Below are 14,707 nucleotides of genomic sequence, written 5' to 3' on the forward strand. Positions count from 1 at the left end.
GTCCGCCGCGGGGTGGCCCGCGGCCGTCGCCGTCGTGTGCGACGGCGGCGCTGTCCGAGTGGCTGGCGGCGCCCGAGGCCGACCCGCCGGACCCGGCGGACGCGCTGCGCGTCGCCGCGCTGCGTGCCCAGGGCGCGATCGCCACTCCCCCGCAAGGGGTTCCCGGCCCGGCGTGCACCTTCGCCGCGGCCGTGGTGAACGGTGGCTGGCTGACCGTCGGCTGGCTCGGGGACAGCCGGGTCTACCTGCTCGGGGCGGACGGCGGCGCGCTGCGGATGACCGCCGACGACACCCTCGCCGCCGAGGCCGCCCGCGCGGGCCTGCTCCCCCCCGAGGCGGCGGAGACGGGTCCCGGCGCGCACACGATCACCCGCTGGCTCGGTCCGGGCAACGCCGACCCCGTGCCACGGGTCGCCTCGGTGCCGCTGACCGCTCCCGGACGGGTCGTGGTCTGCACCGACGGCCTGTGGAACTACGTCTCGGCCGCGGCCGCGGTCGCCGCGCGCGTCGCCGACCTGCCGACGAGAGCGAGCGCGCTCGCCGTCGCCCGCCACCTGACCTCGGTCGCGCTACGCGCCGGTGGCCGCGACAACGTGACCGTCGTAGTGATGGATCTTCCCGGGAGAGCCTGATGGTTGCCTTTACCTCCGACGTCAGCCAGAACAAGTACCTGCCCGCGGGCGGCACCGAGGTGCACGCGGTCGTGACGGTCACCGCGGCCGACGACCGCGGGGCGGGCACGCCGGCTGGCCCGGGCACCGGCGGGCCGGGGTCGGCCGCCGAGGTGATCCTGCTGGACTGCTCGGGATCCATGTCCGGTCGCAAGATCAAGGAGGCGGCGAACGCGGCCGCCGTCGCGATCGACACGCTGCGCGACGGTGTCGCGTTCGCGGTCGTCGAGGGCACCCACCGGGCCTCCATGATCTACCCGCGCGAGACCGCGCTGGCCGTGGCGTCCGCCGAGACCCGGGCGGCGGCCAGGGCGGCGGTGGGGCGGCTGCGCGCGCACGGCGGGACGTCGATCGGCGAGTGGCTGCTGCTCGCCCGGGAGCTGATGCTGGCCAGGCCGGACGCGATCCACCACACGCTCCTGCTCACCGACGGGCAGAACGGCGAAGACGAAAACAGGTTCACCCAGGCCCTGGCCCGGTGCGAGGGGGTCTTCCAGTGCGACTGCCGCGGCGTCGGCGCGGACTGGAGCGTCGCGCAGCTGCGCCAGGTCGCCCAGAAGCTGCTCGGCTCCGTCGAGTTGCTGCGCGAGCCGGCGCAGATGGCGGCCGACTTCCAGGCCGTCATCGCCGCGGCGATGGGCCGCGAGGTGGACCGGGTGGCGCTGCGGCTGTGGGCGCCGAAGGGCGCCACGGTACGGTTCGTCCGGCAGGTGCTGCCCGAGGTCGACGACCTGACCGCGCGCGCCACGGAGGTGAGCCCACTGGTCCGGGACTACCCGACCGGCGCCTGGGGGGCGGGGACTCGCGCCTACCACCTGTGCGTGGACGTGCCGGCCGGCCCGGTCGGCGCCGAGAAGCTGGCCGCGCGGGTGAGCCTGGTGGTCGGCGACGACGTGCTCTCGACGGCGAAGGTCCTCGCGGCGTGGACCGACGACGCGGAGCTGTCCACCCAGATGGACAAGGTGGTCGCGCACTACACCGGGCAGGCCGAGCTCGCCCGGGCGATCCAGGAGGGGCTGGAGGCGCGCCAGGAGGGCGACCTGTCCACCGCCGCGACGCGGCTCGGGATCGCCGCGCGGCTGGCCGCCGCGGCGGGTGACTCCGCGACCCTGGCCCGGCTGGACAAGGTCGTCGAGATCGAGGACGCCGCGACCGGGAAGGTGGTACTGCGCGGGGTGGTCGACAAACTCGACGAGATGGATCTCGACGCCAAGTCCACGAGGACGGTGCCAGCGCCGAAGTGACCGTTCGCTGCCCGCACGGACACCTGTCCGGCACCGACGACTGGTGTGACACCTGTGGCGCCCCGATCGAGCCCGCCGGGCGGCGGGCCGGGCCACAGGTGCCGACCGCGCCGCTGCCGGCTGGTTCCTCGTCGTCGGCGTGGCCCGCCGCGGCGGGCGCGCCCGCGGGCGGCCCGCCACGCCCGGGCGCGCGTCCGGCGGCCGCGGGCGGCGCCGCCCGCTGCCCGCGGTGCGGGCTGTCGCGGGAGGCCAGGCAACGCTACTGCGAGGCGTGCGGCCACGACTTCGACGCCCCGCCCGCTCACGACCTGTCCGAGGACACCAGTCCTCCGGTGACGCCGGGCCCGCCGGGGCCACCCGTGCGGACGCGGTCGTGGGCGGCCGAGGTGGCGCCCGACCGCGCCTACTTCGACCGCGGCGACGACGGCTCGGCGGTCTTCCCGGCGAACGCCGCGTCGCGGCTGATCCCGCTGACCGGTGCCCGGTCCCTGATCGGCCGGCGGAGCCGGTCACTGTCCATCTCCCCGCGCATCGACCTGTCGCTGGACCCCGAGGACACCGGCGTCTCCCGCTCGCACGCCGTCCTCGACCATCCGCCTGGCGGCCCGCTCACGGTCACCGACCTCGGCTCCTCGAACGGGACCCGGCTCGGCGACGACCTGAAACTGCTGGTGAAGGGCGTGGCGGTCGAGCTGGCCGACGGCGACCGCCTCTACCTGGGTTCGTGGACGCGGATCACCTTTCACGCCCGCTGACCGCCGGGCGGGCGCCGTTCCACGACGAGACGGAAACGGCGCGATGGTTGCCGCGCATCCCCCGGTTTGCCGCTCCTTGCGGTGTCAGGTTGCGGACAACGAATGGTTAGTCGCGCTTCGCTACCATGTGCGCGCATACGCGAATGACGCCCGAGGATGACCACACACGGCGGAAGCGGGCGGTTGAGCTACGCAACCGGGAGGTCTGGCTGTGCCGGTCGTCGACCGAGAGCGGATAGCCGCGGCGCTGCCCGGCCTCGTGCTCGGCCGGGAGCTGGGCTCGGGCGCCCACGGCCTGGTGCTGGCGGCGACCCAGCGGGAGCCGGAGCGAGACGTCGCGGTGAAGGTCATCGACCTCGGCCCGGCCCAGGAGACGACGGCGCCACCAACCGACGAGGCCGCCCTGCCCGCGCTGACGGCACTCGACCATCCCCACCTGTGCCGGACGCACGCGGTCCTCACCGTCGACCGGATACTCCTGCTCGTCACCGAGCTGCTGCCCGGCGGGTCCCTCGGGCGACAGGACCTCGGCCCACCGGCGGGATGCGCGGTCGCGCTGGCCGTCGCGGACGGGCTGGCGCACGCCCACGCGGCCGGGATACTGCACGGCGGCCTCACGCCGGCGAACGTGCTGTTCACCGCGGGCGGGCGGCCGAAACTGACCGACCTCGGCGTCGCCGGGCTCGTCGCGGACGGCTCGTGGAGCGGCTCATCGAGCGGCTCGTCGAGCGACGGCCAGATCGTCGGCGCGCCCCAGTACCTGGCCCCGGAGCAGATCACGGGCGCCCCGCTCGGCCCGCCGACCGACCTGTACGCGCTCGCCGCCGTCCTCTACGAGCTGCTCGCCGGCGCCCCCCTGTTCGGGGCGGGGCTGACGGCCCAGGACCTGGTCCGCCACCACTGCGAGGTCGTCCCGCCGCCACCGCCGGGTGTTCCGGCGCCGGTGGCCGACACGCTGGCCCGGGCGCTGGCCAAGCAGCCGGCCGACCGTCACCAGACCGCCGCCGAGTTCGCCCTCGACCTCGCCGACGCCGCCCGCCGCGGCTACGGGCCCGGGTGGCTCGAGGCGGCCGGGATCCCGGTCCAGGTCTCCGACGACGTGCGCGCCCGCGCCACCCAGGCCGTCGACCCCGAACCCGGCACCCCCCTGCCCGTCGGCCCCGGGCCGGTCGGCCTCCCGCCCGAGGACGCCGGTGGTGGGCCGTTCGACGCCGACTCCACCCTGCGCCTTCCCCCCGGTGGCACGCTCCTCCCGCTGCCCGTCCGCTCCGCGGCGCCGGCCGAGCCCTCCCTCGTCCCGACGGACGCGACCGCGATCCAGACCCGCTCGCTGGGTCCCCGACCAGCGGACGGGACCGGCACCGCCACCCCATCCGGCGACGCGCCCGCCCCCGCTGGCGCCGCGCCCGGCGGCGGGCGCGGCGGGCGCTCGCGAGCCTGGCGGATCGCGGTGCCGGTGGCCGTGGCGGTGGCCATCCTCGCCGCCGCGGCGGCCGTCGTCCTGCCCAGGGCTCTCGGTTCGGACGACGAGCCGGCGTCCCCGCAGGCGGCCCGCCGGCCGGCCGGCCCCACCGCGCCCCCGACGGTGGTGCCGACGTCCGGGCCGCTGTCCTCGCAGGCTCCCCCGGCCTACCCCCTCGCCCCGCTCGCCGGAACCGGGGAGGCCGGATTCTCCGGTGATGGCGGTCCCGCGACGGCGGCGGCCCTGAACCAGCCCATCGGCCCCGCGATCGACGTCTTCGGGAACCTCTATGTCGCGGACTTCGGCAACAACAGGGTCCGCCGGATCAGCCTGGACGGCACGATCACGACGATCGCCGGCACCGGAGAGGCCGGCTTCTCGGGTGACGGCGGACCGGCGACGCAGGCCCAGCTGAACCAGCCGGCGGGCGTCGCGATCGGCCCCTTGGGCGAGCTCTACATCGTCGACACGTTCAACATGCGCGTCCGCCAGGTCAGCCCAGCCGGGATCATCACGACCGTCGCCGGCTCGGGCGAGCGCCCGTGGGACCCTGATCACGACGGCGGGCCCGCGACGGCCGCCTCGATGTGGTACCCGGCCGGGATCGCGGTCGACCCGGTCGGCAACGTCTTCGTCGCGGACATGGGCAATGACCTCATCCGCCGGATCAGCGTCGACGGGATCATCACGACGGTCGCCGGCCGGTTCGGCGAGGGAGAATGGGGCGACGGCGGGCCCGCGAACGAGGCGATGGTCAGCAGCCCGTTCAGCGTGGCCTGCGACCGCGTCGGGCGGGTCTACATCGCGGACTCGTTCAATCACAAGGTCCGTCGGATCAACCTCGACGGCACGATCGAGACGATCGCCGGCACCGGCTTTCCCGGCTACTCGGGCGACGGCGGACCGGCCATCGCGGCGACGCTGCGCAACCCGCGCGGGGTCGCGGTGGACGCCGTCGGCAACGTCTACATCACCGACGGGGACAACCACCGGATCCGCAGGATCGACCTCGGGGGGAACATCGCCACCATCGCGGGCACGGCCGATCCCGGCGAGGCGGGCGTGTCCGAGGCCGCGTTCCTTCCGGACGGCCCGGTCGTGGCGAACAACGTCGGCGGCATCTTCGCCACCGACCGCCAGCACAACCAGATCATTCTCATCAACGCGTTGGGCTAGCGGACACGGCGACGAGACGATCGACGGTGAGCGAAGGGGCCAGTCGGATGGCCACGCGACAGGAGGGACCACGCGGTGGCGGTCGTTGACCGGGCACGGGTGGGCGCGGCACTGCCGGGCTACACGCTCGGCGCCGAGCTGGGGGCCGGCGCCTTCGGCCTCGTGCTCGGCGCCCACCACCAGGACCTGGACCGCCAGGTAGCCGTCAAGGTGCTCGTCAACACCGCGCCCCAGGCGGTGGCCGAGTTCCGCGCGGAGGCACGGCTGCTGGCGCGGCTCGACCATCCGCACATCGTCCGCACCTATGACTACGTGGCCCGCGGCGACCTGTGCCTGCTCGTCATGGAGCTCCTCGCCGGCCCAACGCTCGCCAGGCGCCGGCCGCGTCCCGAGGCCTCCTGCGCCATCGTGCTGGCGCTGGCCGACGCGCTAGCGCACGCGCACGCCCACGGCGTGCTGCACCGCGACATCAAGCCGGCCAACGTCCTGTTCACCGAGACGGGGCAGCCCAAGCTCGCCGACTTCGGCATCTCCAAGATCGTCGAAGGCTCCGCCTCCACGGCCAGCCGGGTCGTCGGCACCCCGAGGTACATGGCCCCGGAGCAGATCACCGGCGGCCGGCTCAGCCCCGCCACCGACCTCTACGCGCTCGCCGCCGTCCTCTACGAGCTGCTCTCGGGCAGCCCGCTCGTCCCGCGCCGGGTGCCGCTGCCGGTGCTGCTCTACCACCACCTCGAGGTCGTCCCCCCACCCCCGCCGGGAGTGCCGGAACCGCTCGCCGACGTGGTGACGCGCAGCCTGGCCAAGCGGCCGGAGGACCGGCACCCCGACGCCCGCGCGTTCGCCGCCGACCTTGCGCGCGCCGCGACCAAGGTCTTCGGCCGCGGCTGGCTCGACCGGTCCGGCATCCCTGCCCGGATCTCCGAGGACGTCCGCGCCCTCACCACCAGCCGGCTCGCCCGGCTGGGTGGCCCTGACGGGACGGGGGACGGCCGGCGGGGGCGCCGCCCGCTGGCCTGGGCGGGCGTGGGCGCGACGGCGGCGCTCCTGGCCGGCACGCTCGCGGTCGGCGGCGCCGTCGGCGGCGGTATCAGCTGGGCCGCGTGGGGGGAGCGGCCGGAGCCGACGCCCACTCCCACCACGCCCCCGCCCGCCTGGCAGCCGACCACGCTCCAACTCGGGATGATCACCAGGGTGTTCGCCGCCGACGAGGGCTACGCCGGGGACGACGGGCCGGTCGACCTCGCCTCGTTCGACCTGCTGAGCGGCTTCGAGCTGGACCCGAAGCGCGGCCACCTGTACATCGCGGACACCTACAACGAGCGAGTCCGCCGCGTCGACCGGAACGGGATCGTCACGACGGTGGCCGGCAACGGGGTCAAGGGATTCGCCGGCGACGCCGGCCCCGCGACCAAGGCCCAGCTCAGCTGGCCCTGGGACGTCGCCGTGGCCGACGACGGCACGCTCTACATCGTGGACATCGAGAACAACAGGGTCCGGCGAATCGACACCCGCGGCGTCATCACCACGGTCGCGGGCACCGGAGACGCCGGGGGGAACTACAACGGGCCTGTCGGCGAGGACGGGCTGACCTTCTCCGGCGACGGCGTGCCCGCGACGCAGGCGCACCTGAACGAGCCCAACAGCGTCGTCTTCGACGGGTACGGGAATCTCTACCTGGCGGACGGGTTCCACAACCGGATCCGCCGGATCGACACCAAAGGCGTCATCACGACGGTCGCGGGCACCGGAGTCGAGGGCTTCGCCGGCGACGGTGGACCCGCGACCAGGGCGTTCCTCGACTATCCCTCCGACCTGACGATCGGTCCCGACGGCAGTCTCTACTTCATCGACGAGGGCAACGTCAGGATTCGGCGGGTCACTCCCCAGGGCGTGATCACCACGATCGCCGGCAACGGGTCGAGGGAGTACTCCGGCGACGACGGGCCCGCCACCACGGCCGGGTTGGGCTCGTCCGGAACCATCGAGATAGACGCCGCCGGCACGATCTACCTCGCCGGCGAGAGCCGGATCCGCCGCATCGACACCCAAGGCATGATCACCACCATCGCGGGCACGGGAGAATCCGGCGACAGCGGCGACGGCGGTCCCGCGAAGGAAGCCGAAATCGGCTTCGTGGTGGGACTCGCGCTCGACGACCAGGGGATCCTCTACGTCCTCACGAGCGACGGCCGGCTTCGCGCGATCCGCGTCGCCGAGCCGCCCTGCCTGGCGCCGCCCTGCCCGTCGCCGACCGCCTCGCGACCGGCGGCGAGCCCGACGGGAAGCCCTCGCCCGCCGGCGAGCCCGTCCGGGACGCCCCTTCCATCGATGACGTCTCCCCCGGTGACGTCGCCACCGGAGACGACGGCCGAGCCGCCAGCCACGGCCCCGGTCGCGACCGGCTCCTGAGGACCCGACATGCCTGCCATCGACCGCGCGCGGGTGGCCGCCGCGCTGCCCCGCTACCGGCTGGGCGAGCAGCTCGGCGCGGGCTCGTTCGGGCTGGTCGTCGCCGGCCACCACCTGGACCTCGACCGCGCGGTGGCGGTGAAGGTCCTGCCCATCGAGGCGCCGGCGGCGGGGGGCGCGGCGCTCGCCGCCGACTTCCGGGCCGAGGCCCAGATCCTCAGCCGGCTCGACCATCCGCACATCGTCCGGATCTACGACTTCGTCAGCCAGGACGACCTGTGCCTCATCGTCATGGAGCTCCTCGCCGGCGGCACCCTCTCCCAGCACCGGCTGCCCACCGAGGCGGCCTGCGCCGTCGGTCTCGCCATGGCCGACGCGCTCGCCCACGCGCACGACCACGGCGCGCTGCACCGCGACGTCAAGCCCGACAACATCCTGTTCACCGCCACCGGCCAGCCCAAGCTCACCGACTTCGGCATCGGGAAGATCTTCGAGGAGTCCTCCGGCACGACCAGCCACCTGGCCGGCACGCCCCGGTACATGGCCCCCGAACAGATCGAGGGCCGCGTCAGCCGGGCCGCCGACCAGTACGCGCTCGGCGTCGTCCTCTACGAGCTGCTCGCCGGCCGGCCGCCGTTCGACCCGGCCCTTCCGGTGCCCGAGCTGCTCCGCCACCACCGCGAGGTCATGCCGCCCACGCCCACCGGGGTGCCCGCGCCCATCGCCGACGCCGTGATGACCGCGCTCGCGAAGGCGCCGGCGGACCGGCACCCGGACGCCGCCGCGTTCGGGCACGCGCTCGCCGCCGCGGCCGCGGCGGCGTACGGGCCGGACTGGCTCTCGATGACGGGCCTGATCGTGCGGCCACAGCGACCCAGGACCGACGATCCGGCCGCGGCGCCCACCTCGGGGAGGCATGTCTTCAGGCCGGCCACCGCGCGTCCTGAACCGGCGCCGTGGACCTCCCAGCCGAGAACCGACGCGGTCACGGACCGGTACCTCCCGCCCGACGACCCGACCCGGGCCGGGCCCCGGACACCGGCCGAGATCGCCGCCGCCGATCCGGCGACCGAACGCCCCGCCGACACGGGCGCCGCCACGGGCGACACCCGTAGGCCCGCCGTGGCGGACCGGCCGGGCGACGACACCCACCCGTTCGCCGACGCCCAGGTCGCTCGCCGGTGGTTCGCCCCGGACCGGCCCCTGGGCCGCGCCGTCCTCGCCGCCGCCGCGGCTCTGGTCGCGCTGGCCCTGGCCGTCACGGGCGTCGTGCTGGCCACGCGCGACAGCGCAGACGGCGAGCCCATCGCCACCGGCGGCCCGGGCCCCGCGGGCCCGAGCCAGTCCGCTCGCCTCGGCCAGGTCGTCCTTCCCACGTACTTCACGGCGTGGGCGCTCGGGCCCCGCGGGGAGCTCTACATCGCCAACAGCTCGAGTCCTATGGTCCTGGTCCGAGCCCCGGACGGAACGGGGACCGTCCTGGCCGGCACCGGCATCGAGGGAATCAGCGGAGACGGTGGCCCGGCGAAGGAGGCCAGGCTGTCCCGTCCGGCGGCCGTGGGCGTGGACAGCACCGGAAACGTCTACATCCTGGACACGGGCAACAACCGGATCCGCCGCGTCGACCCCGCCGGGACCATCACGCGCTTCGCGGGCGGCGGCTCCGGCCAGCCGGACCAGGCCGGCCCGGTCCCGGCGACGTCGGTCCGGCTTGACTCCCTGTCCGACGACATCGCCGTGGACCGGAACGGCGACGTCTACTTCGCGGACCCGTCAACGGTCTACCGCGTGGACAGCGCGGGCCTGCTCACCCGGGTCGCCCGGATCGGCGACGAACCCACATCCGCGCCCACACCCGGCTCCGAGGATCCCGACGCGGGCCTGCCGCCGCTCGTCTCCGGTCTTCTCGGGGCGCTCGCCGTGCGGAACGGCCGGCTGTACGCGGTGGACTCCAAGACCAACGTGGTCCGCATGCTCGACCAGGGGACGGTCACCACCGTCGCCGGCGCCGGACGGGAGGGAATCTCCGGCGACGTCGGCCTGGCGACCGAGGCCGACCTCAATCTGTCCTCCTCCGGAGGGACGATCGCCCTCGACGACCAGGGCAACCTCTATATCGCCGAAAGCAGCGCCTACCGGGTGCGTCGAGTCTCTCCCGACGGGTTCATCACGACGGTCGCGGGCAACGGACGCTCCGGCCCGTCCAACGAGGGCCGCCTCGCCGCCGGGCAGTCGCTCTACGCCGCCGACAAGGTCGCGGTGGCCGCTGGCGGCGCGCTCTACATCGACGGTGGCATCGACATCCTCGTGGTCAGCCCCGAGGGCATCCTCACCAAGCTCTGATCCGTGCTCTGATCCGTCAGCCGCGCGGGGGCGCCTCAGGGTCGCGGCGAAACGCCCAGAGGGTCAGCGACGTGAGATGGTCGACGATCACCTCGGGCGGGGTGAGGTCGGCGATCAGATGCATGAGGACCGCGCCGCGCAGCGTGTTGAGGGTCAGGCCGACGTCGATCTCGTCGCGCGCCTCGCCCCGCGCCACCGCCGCGTCGACGAGCGCGCCGAGCGAGCGGCGCAGCGGCCCGAGCAGCCCGTCCTCCAGATTGGTCAGCTCGGCACTCGGGACGGCGTCGGCCATCAGCCCCAGGACGCCGGCCCGGACCTCCGGCCGGCAGGCGTAGTCGACCATGGCGCTCAGCAGGCGGCGCAGGTCGGCGGCCAGCGGCCCCTCGTAGGCGGTCGGCCAGTCCGCGGCGGCCGGCGCGGTGAACAGGGCCTCCGCGACCAGGGCCGGCCGGTCCGGCCACCAGCGGTGAACGAGCTGACGGGTGACCCCGGCCCGTTCGGCGACGTCGGAGAACGTCAGCGCCGTGTACCCCCCGCGCGCGAGCAGGTCACGGGTGGCGGCGAGCACGGCGGCGTGCCGGCGGGTGTCGCGCGGCCGCCCCGGCCCCGCCTGCTCTCCTCGCGGGTGGGGGCGCCCGGCGGCCAGCGCGTCGCCCTCCGCCATGGTCACGAGGCAAACCTAGTCAACAACTCCGGTCGTCATATGAGTGAACCTCGCCCGAGGGCGTCCAGCCGGGCGGCCGGCGCCGTCAGCGCACCTCCTCGGGGACCGCGAAGTGCTCGCTGTAGCGGGCGGTGCGGTCGCGGACGGCGGCCAGGTCGAGGCCGGTGTCGGCGAACGTGTAGTCGTGCCCGCCCCACTTCTCGCGGGCGTTGTCGCGCAGGAACGCGGCCATCCGGCCCTCGGCCTCGTCGGTGAGCTCCCAGCCGAACCGGTCGTAGATCGACCGGGCGGCGGCCAGCGGGTCGGCCATCAGGTCGCGGAACAGCACGTCGGCCACCTGGGCGGGCCTGACCGTGCCGTCGAGGCGGGCCTGCGCGGTGCGCTCGAGGCCGTCGAGGATCAGCTCGGCGAACTCCGGCCCCAGCTCGGCGAACCGGACGTCGTCGCTGTAGAGCCGGCGCAGGTGGGAGAGCATGCTGGCGGTCGAGGCGATCACCCGTGCCGGGTCGCGGTGCGTCTGCACGAGCAGCGCGTCCGGGTACTCCGCGACGAGCTGCGGCAGCGTCCACACGTGCGCCGGCGACTTGACAAGCCAGCGGGTCCCGGGATGCTCGCTCTGCAGCAGCTCCAGGTAGCGGCGGTGCCAGACGTAGGCGGCGGCGTGGTGACCGTCGCGTACCGCGTCGTGCAGCACCCAGTCCAGGTAGCCCGGGACGCGATACTGCGTCGGGAAGATCACGCTGACGAACGAGCCGCCGGTGATGCGGGAGCACTCCTGGGCGAGCCGGGCGCCGAGTTGGTGCACGGCGCGGAACTCGGGGATGAAGGTGTCGACGAGCTCGAAGGTCGCGTCGACCTCGGCGATGCGCGGGTCCGTCAGGTAGGTCTCGGTCCGGGGCGGCGGCAGCGGGAGGTCGACCTCCCAGGTCAGCGGCGCCCGGTGGGCGGCGTCCTGCGCGAGGACGTCGTGCAGCATGGTCGTGCCGGTCCTGGCCTGCCCGATGATGACGACCGGCGGGGTGACGTCCCGGTCGCGGATCTCGGGATGCGCCCGGTGGTGCTCGACGATCCGTAATCGCGTCGCCAGGTAGTTCGCCAGCTCGCCGGCCACGATGCCCCGGCCGAGCTCGGACAGCCGGGCCTCGTCGTTCAGGCTGGCGAGCAGCCGCGCGAACGCCTCGCGCCAGCCGTCGCCGCCGAAGAGCCCGTCGTCCCCGAAGTCCGCCAGCCCGGTGGCCTCACGCGCCCCCGCGAGCAGATCGTCGACCTTCACGCCCGACCTCCCGGTCTCCGCCGCGAGACGCCGATGTGACGCGCGGCACACCGGATTAACATCCACACTGTCGCGTAATGTCAAGAGCCTTGATCACGAGCGTGCGCGGCGTTCGTCCTGGGGCCGGCGGCGCCGTGGCGGGCCAGCGCCGTCTCCTGGGGCCGCTGGACCGGGCGGAAAATCAGGCGACCAGGTGGGGACGGCAGGCTAGAGTGCGGCCCATGGGAACGCTGGTGATGTGCGGCCGCGGGCCGCTGTTCTACGTGCGGGACCGCCGCGCCTGAGGGCGCGCTCTCGCTGACCTACCGATCGCGCCCGCTCCTCCGGATGCTGTTCGCACCCGGACGCGGCTCCCATCACCGCCCTTCCGGGTGCTCCTCTCCTTGGCGACTGGAGCGCTCCCGTGCGATCTCGTTCCCTTCACGGTGGCCGGCATGAGCTTGGCCAGAACTTCCTGCGTGACCGCCGGACGATCGACCGGATCGTCGGTCTCGTCCGCGCGACCGACGGGCCGATCCTGGAGATCGGCGCCGGCGACGGCGCGCTCACCCGAGGGCTCGCGGCCCTCGGGCGGGACGTGCTCGCCGTCGACCTCGACGAGCGCCGGGTAGACGGCCTGCGCCGGCGCCTGCCGTCGGTGACCGTCCGCCAGGCCGACGCGCTGCGCGTGCGGCTCGACCGCCCGGTGATCGTCGGCAACATCCCGTTCCACCTCACCACCCCGATCCTGCGCCGCTCGCTCGCCGCGGACGGATGGCGCGAGGCGATCTTCCTGACCCAGTGGGAGGTGGCCCGCAAGCGGGCGGGTGTCGGCGGGCGCACGATGATGACGGCGCAGACGGCGCCGTGGTTCGACTTCGCGCTGCACGGACGGGTGGCCGCGGGCGCGTTCATCCCGAGGCCCAGCGTCGACGCCGGCATCCTCGCGATCAGCCGTCGAGCCACACCGCTGGTCGCCCCCGCCGACCGGCGGGCCTACGAACGGTTCGTCCACGCGGTGTTCACCGGCCCCGGCCGCGGGATCGGACAGATCCTCGCCCTGGCCACGCCCGGCCCGAGACCATCGCGCCGAGCCGCGCTGGCTGCCGCGGCGCTGGATCCCACCGCCCTGCCCCGTGACCTCACTCCTGGGCAGTGGGCGACGCTCTGGCACCTGCTCGGCCGTCCCGTGAACGACCAGGCGACGTCCCCGCCGGGCGGGCGGCCGGCGTCCCAGCCGCGCGGGAACCGGCGGTGACCTGCCTGTCTCCGCGCCGGGCCCTCGCCGCGGGCCTACTCGCCAGCGCCCGGCCCGCCGCCCGTTCGGCCGTACCGGTCGGCGATCCGCGCGGCTGTCGCCAGCGCCGTCCGCCCAGCCTCGACGTCGCCGCTGTCGACGAGCACCTGTCCGTCGGTCCGGACGCAGTCGACCACCAGGGCCGCCACCTCCGGGTGGACGGACGCGAACGGCATCAGCCGCTCGGCCACCGCCACCATCCACCGCCCGAGGTCCACCGCGAACACCAGGTCGCCGTCCGCGCGGGCCTGCCGGCAGCAGGCCAGCAAGGCCGTCGCCCAGTGCGGGCCGTAGTCCCCGAACTGGTAGCGCATCCCGAGCGTCTGGGCCTCGGAGGCGACGAGGAACAGGTGGTGCGCGTCGACGACCAGCCGCGCCGCCGCGGCGGGCTGGCCGGCGAACCGGCGCGCGAGCCCGGTGAGCTCGACGGCGTGCGCGGCCGCGACCGCCGCGGTCTCTGGCCTGTCCGCCCGGTCGCCGGGAAGCAGGACGGGATCTGCTTCGTCCCTCGGCCGCCGGACGAACCGTCTCGCGGCGGTGACGTCCGCCCCCTCGCGCTCGGCGGCGTCGAGCGCCGCGGTGAGCGTGAGCGTCAGGTCGGGCGGGCTGTCCGAGGCCAATCGGTCGCCGAGCAGCGTCGGCATCCTCGCGGGCAGGGGGCCGCCGGCGATCTCGACCAGCACCTGCTCGACCGCGGCTGCGCCCTCGTGCTCGCCCTGGGCGGCGAGGACGCAGCGCATGACGTCCGACGCCCACAGGAAATAGGCGAACGTGCCGTCCGTGGGGACGGACAGCCGGGGTCCGCGCCTCGTCAGGGCCAGGTTCACCGCGCGCTTCGCGCAGGCGAGCGCGAGCCCCGGGTCGCCGCATGCCGCCTGGACCTGCGCGGCGACGCCGAGCGTCCGCACGGCCTCGGCGGGCACCATCGGGTGGGACCGGTACTGCCGGAACGCCGCGCGCAGGTCCTCGAGGGCGGACAGCCGCGCGCCGCGGTGGGCGTGCCCCAGCGCGCGGCGGGCACGAACGTCGGCGACCCAGTCGTCGCGGGCGGGAAAGGACGCGGCCGGCAGGCTCTCGTATGCCTTCTCGGCTTCGCCCAGCACGGCGACGGCCTCGGCGCGCCGCCCAGCGCCCGCCAGCTTCGCCCCGAGGGTGTAGGCGGTGGCGCCGAACATCCGGGCATGCTCGTGCACGTCCGGCTCTCGTTCCCGCAACTGGCGGACGAGGTCCAGCGCGCGCAGGCTCAGCCGCGACGCCTCGTCGAACCTGCCCGCCGCCTCGTGGCCGTCGGCCTTTCGCACGAGGGCCTGGGCCTGTGCCATGAGGTTCCTCGTGGATTCCACTCCGCGGCCTCCCAGGCAGCGCGTTTCGACGACAACATAGTCGGACGAATCGCTTCATGCCGCGCCTGCCGGAAAAGGGATCGCGCTG

At 74.7% G+C, this 14,707-nt stretch carries 10 protein-coding genes; 7 read left to right on the plus strand and 3 right to left on the minus strand.

The annotated features are described in order from the left end of the window. The 6 genes from I6A81_RS30280 to I6A81_RS30305 all read left to right on the plus strand — a co-directional run. Positions 1–632 (plus strand): PP2C family protein-serine/threonine phosphatase (locus I6A81_RS30280; protein ID WP_203010380.1); only part of this gene is annotated, 632 nt, incomplete at its 5' end. Continuing rightward, a complete protein-coding gene (locus tag I6A81_RS30285; protein ID WP_203008386.1) occupies positions 632–1,915 on the plus strand; it encodes a VWA domain-containing protein in 1,284 nt (427 codons plus the stop codon). The genes I6A81_RS30280 and I6A81_RS30285, both read left to right, overlap by 1 nt. Then, complete coding sequence (locus I6A81_RS45835) at positions 1,912–2,670, plus strand: FHA domain-containing protein (RefSeq protein WP_307875011.1); 759 nt, start codon at positions 1,912–1,914, stop codon at positions 2,668–2,670. The genes I6A81_RS30285 and I6A81_RS45835 overlap by 4 nt, the downstream gene beginning before the upstream one ends. Positions 2,671–2,881: 211 nt before the next feature. Beyond that, positions 2,882–5,308, plus strand: a complete 2,427-nt coding sequence (locus I6A81_RS30295) for an NHL domain-containing protein (RefSeq protein WP_203004495.1) — start codon at positions 2,882–2,884, stop codon at positions 5,306–5,308. 75 nt (positions 5,309–5,383) lie between these two features. After that, positions 5,384–7,720: a protein kinase domain-containing protein gene (locus tag I6A81_RS30300; RefSeq protein WP_203004496.1), complete on the plus strand. Its 2,337-nt coding sequence runs from the start codon at positions 5,384–5,386 to the stop codon at positions 7,718–7,720. A 9-nt stretch (positions 7,721–7,729) separates the two neighbouring features. After that, complete coding sequence (locus I6A81_RS30305; RefSeq protein WP_203004497.1) at positions 7,730–10,063, plus strand: serine/threonine-protein kinase; 2,334 nt, start codon at positions 7,730–7,732, stop codon at positions 10,061–10,063. A gap of 16 nt (positions 10,064–10,079) precedes the next feature. Here I6A81_RS30305 and I6A81_RS30310 read toward each other — a convergent pair whose 3' ends face one another. Both I6A81_RS30310 and I6A81_RS30315 read right to left on the minus strand, forming a co-directional pair. Further along, positions 10,080–10,727, minus strand: coding sequence for a TetR/AcrR family transcriptional regulator (locus tag I6A81_RS30310; protein ID WP_238429586.1), 648 nt, complete (start codon positions 10,725–10,727; stop codon positions 10,080–10,082). An 85-nt stretch (positions 10,728–10,812) separates the two neighbouring features. Continuing rightward, positions 10,813–12,000: a sulfotransferase family protein gene (locus I6A81_RS30315; RefSeq protein WP_203004499.1), complete on the minus strand. Its 1,188-nt coding sequence runs from the start codon at positions 11,998–12,000 to the stop codon at positions 10,813–10,815. 403 nt (positions 12,001–12,403) lie between these two features. Between I6A81_RS30315 and erm the strand changes: the two genes are divergently transcribed. Then, a complete protein-coding gene (gene erm / locus I6A81_RS30320; protein ID WP_203004500.1) occupies positions 12,404–13,237 on the plus strand; it encodes a 23S ribosomal RNA methyltransferase Erm in 834 nt (277 codons plus the stop codon). Between the two features lie 35 nt (positions 13,238–13,272). Here erm and I6A81_RS30325 read toward each other — a convergent pair whose 3' ends face one another. Then, positions 13,273–14,598 carry a hypothetical protein gene (locus I6A81_RS30325; protein ID WP_203004501.1) on the minus strand — a complete coding sequence of 442 codons (1,326 nt, stop codon included), beginning with the start codon at positions 14,596–14,598 and terminating at the stop codon, positions 13,273–13,275. Positions 14,599–14,707 lie beyond the last annotated feature (109 nt).

It is taken from the genome of Frankia nepalensis, from assembly GCF_016786325.1.
GTDB classification, from domain to species: domain Bacteria; phylum Actinomycetota; class Actinomycetes; order Frankiales; family Frankiaceae; genus Pseudofrankia; species Pseudofrankia nepalensis.

Coding starts and splice junctions, on each gene's coding strand:
- I6A81_RS30310 (WP_238429586.1), bottom strand. CDS start 10,727: ATGGCGGAGGGCGACGCGCTGGCCGCCGGGCGCCCCCACCCGCGAGGA.
- I6A81_RS30305 (WP_203004497.1), top strand. CDS start 7,730: ATGCCTGCCATCGACCGCGCGCGGGTGGCCGCCGCGCTGCCCCGCTAC.
- I6A81_RS30325 (WP_203004501.1), bottom strand. CDS start 14,598: ATGGCACAGGCCCAGGCCCTCGTGCGAAAGGCCGACGGCCACGAGGCG.
- I6A81_RS30285 (WP_203008386.1), top strand. CDS start 632: ATGGTTGCCTTTACCTCCGACGTCAGCCAGAACAAGTACCTGCCCGCG.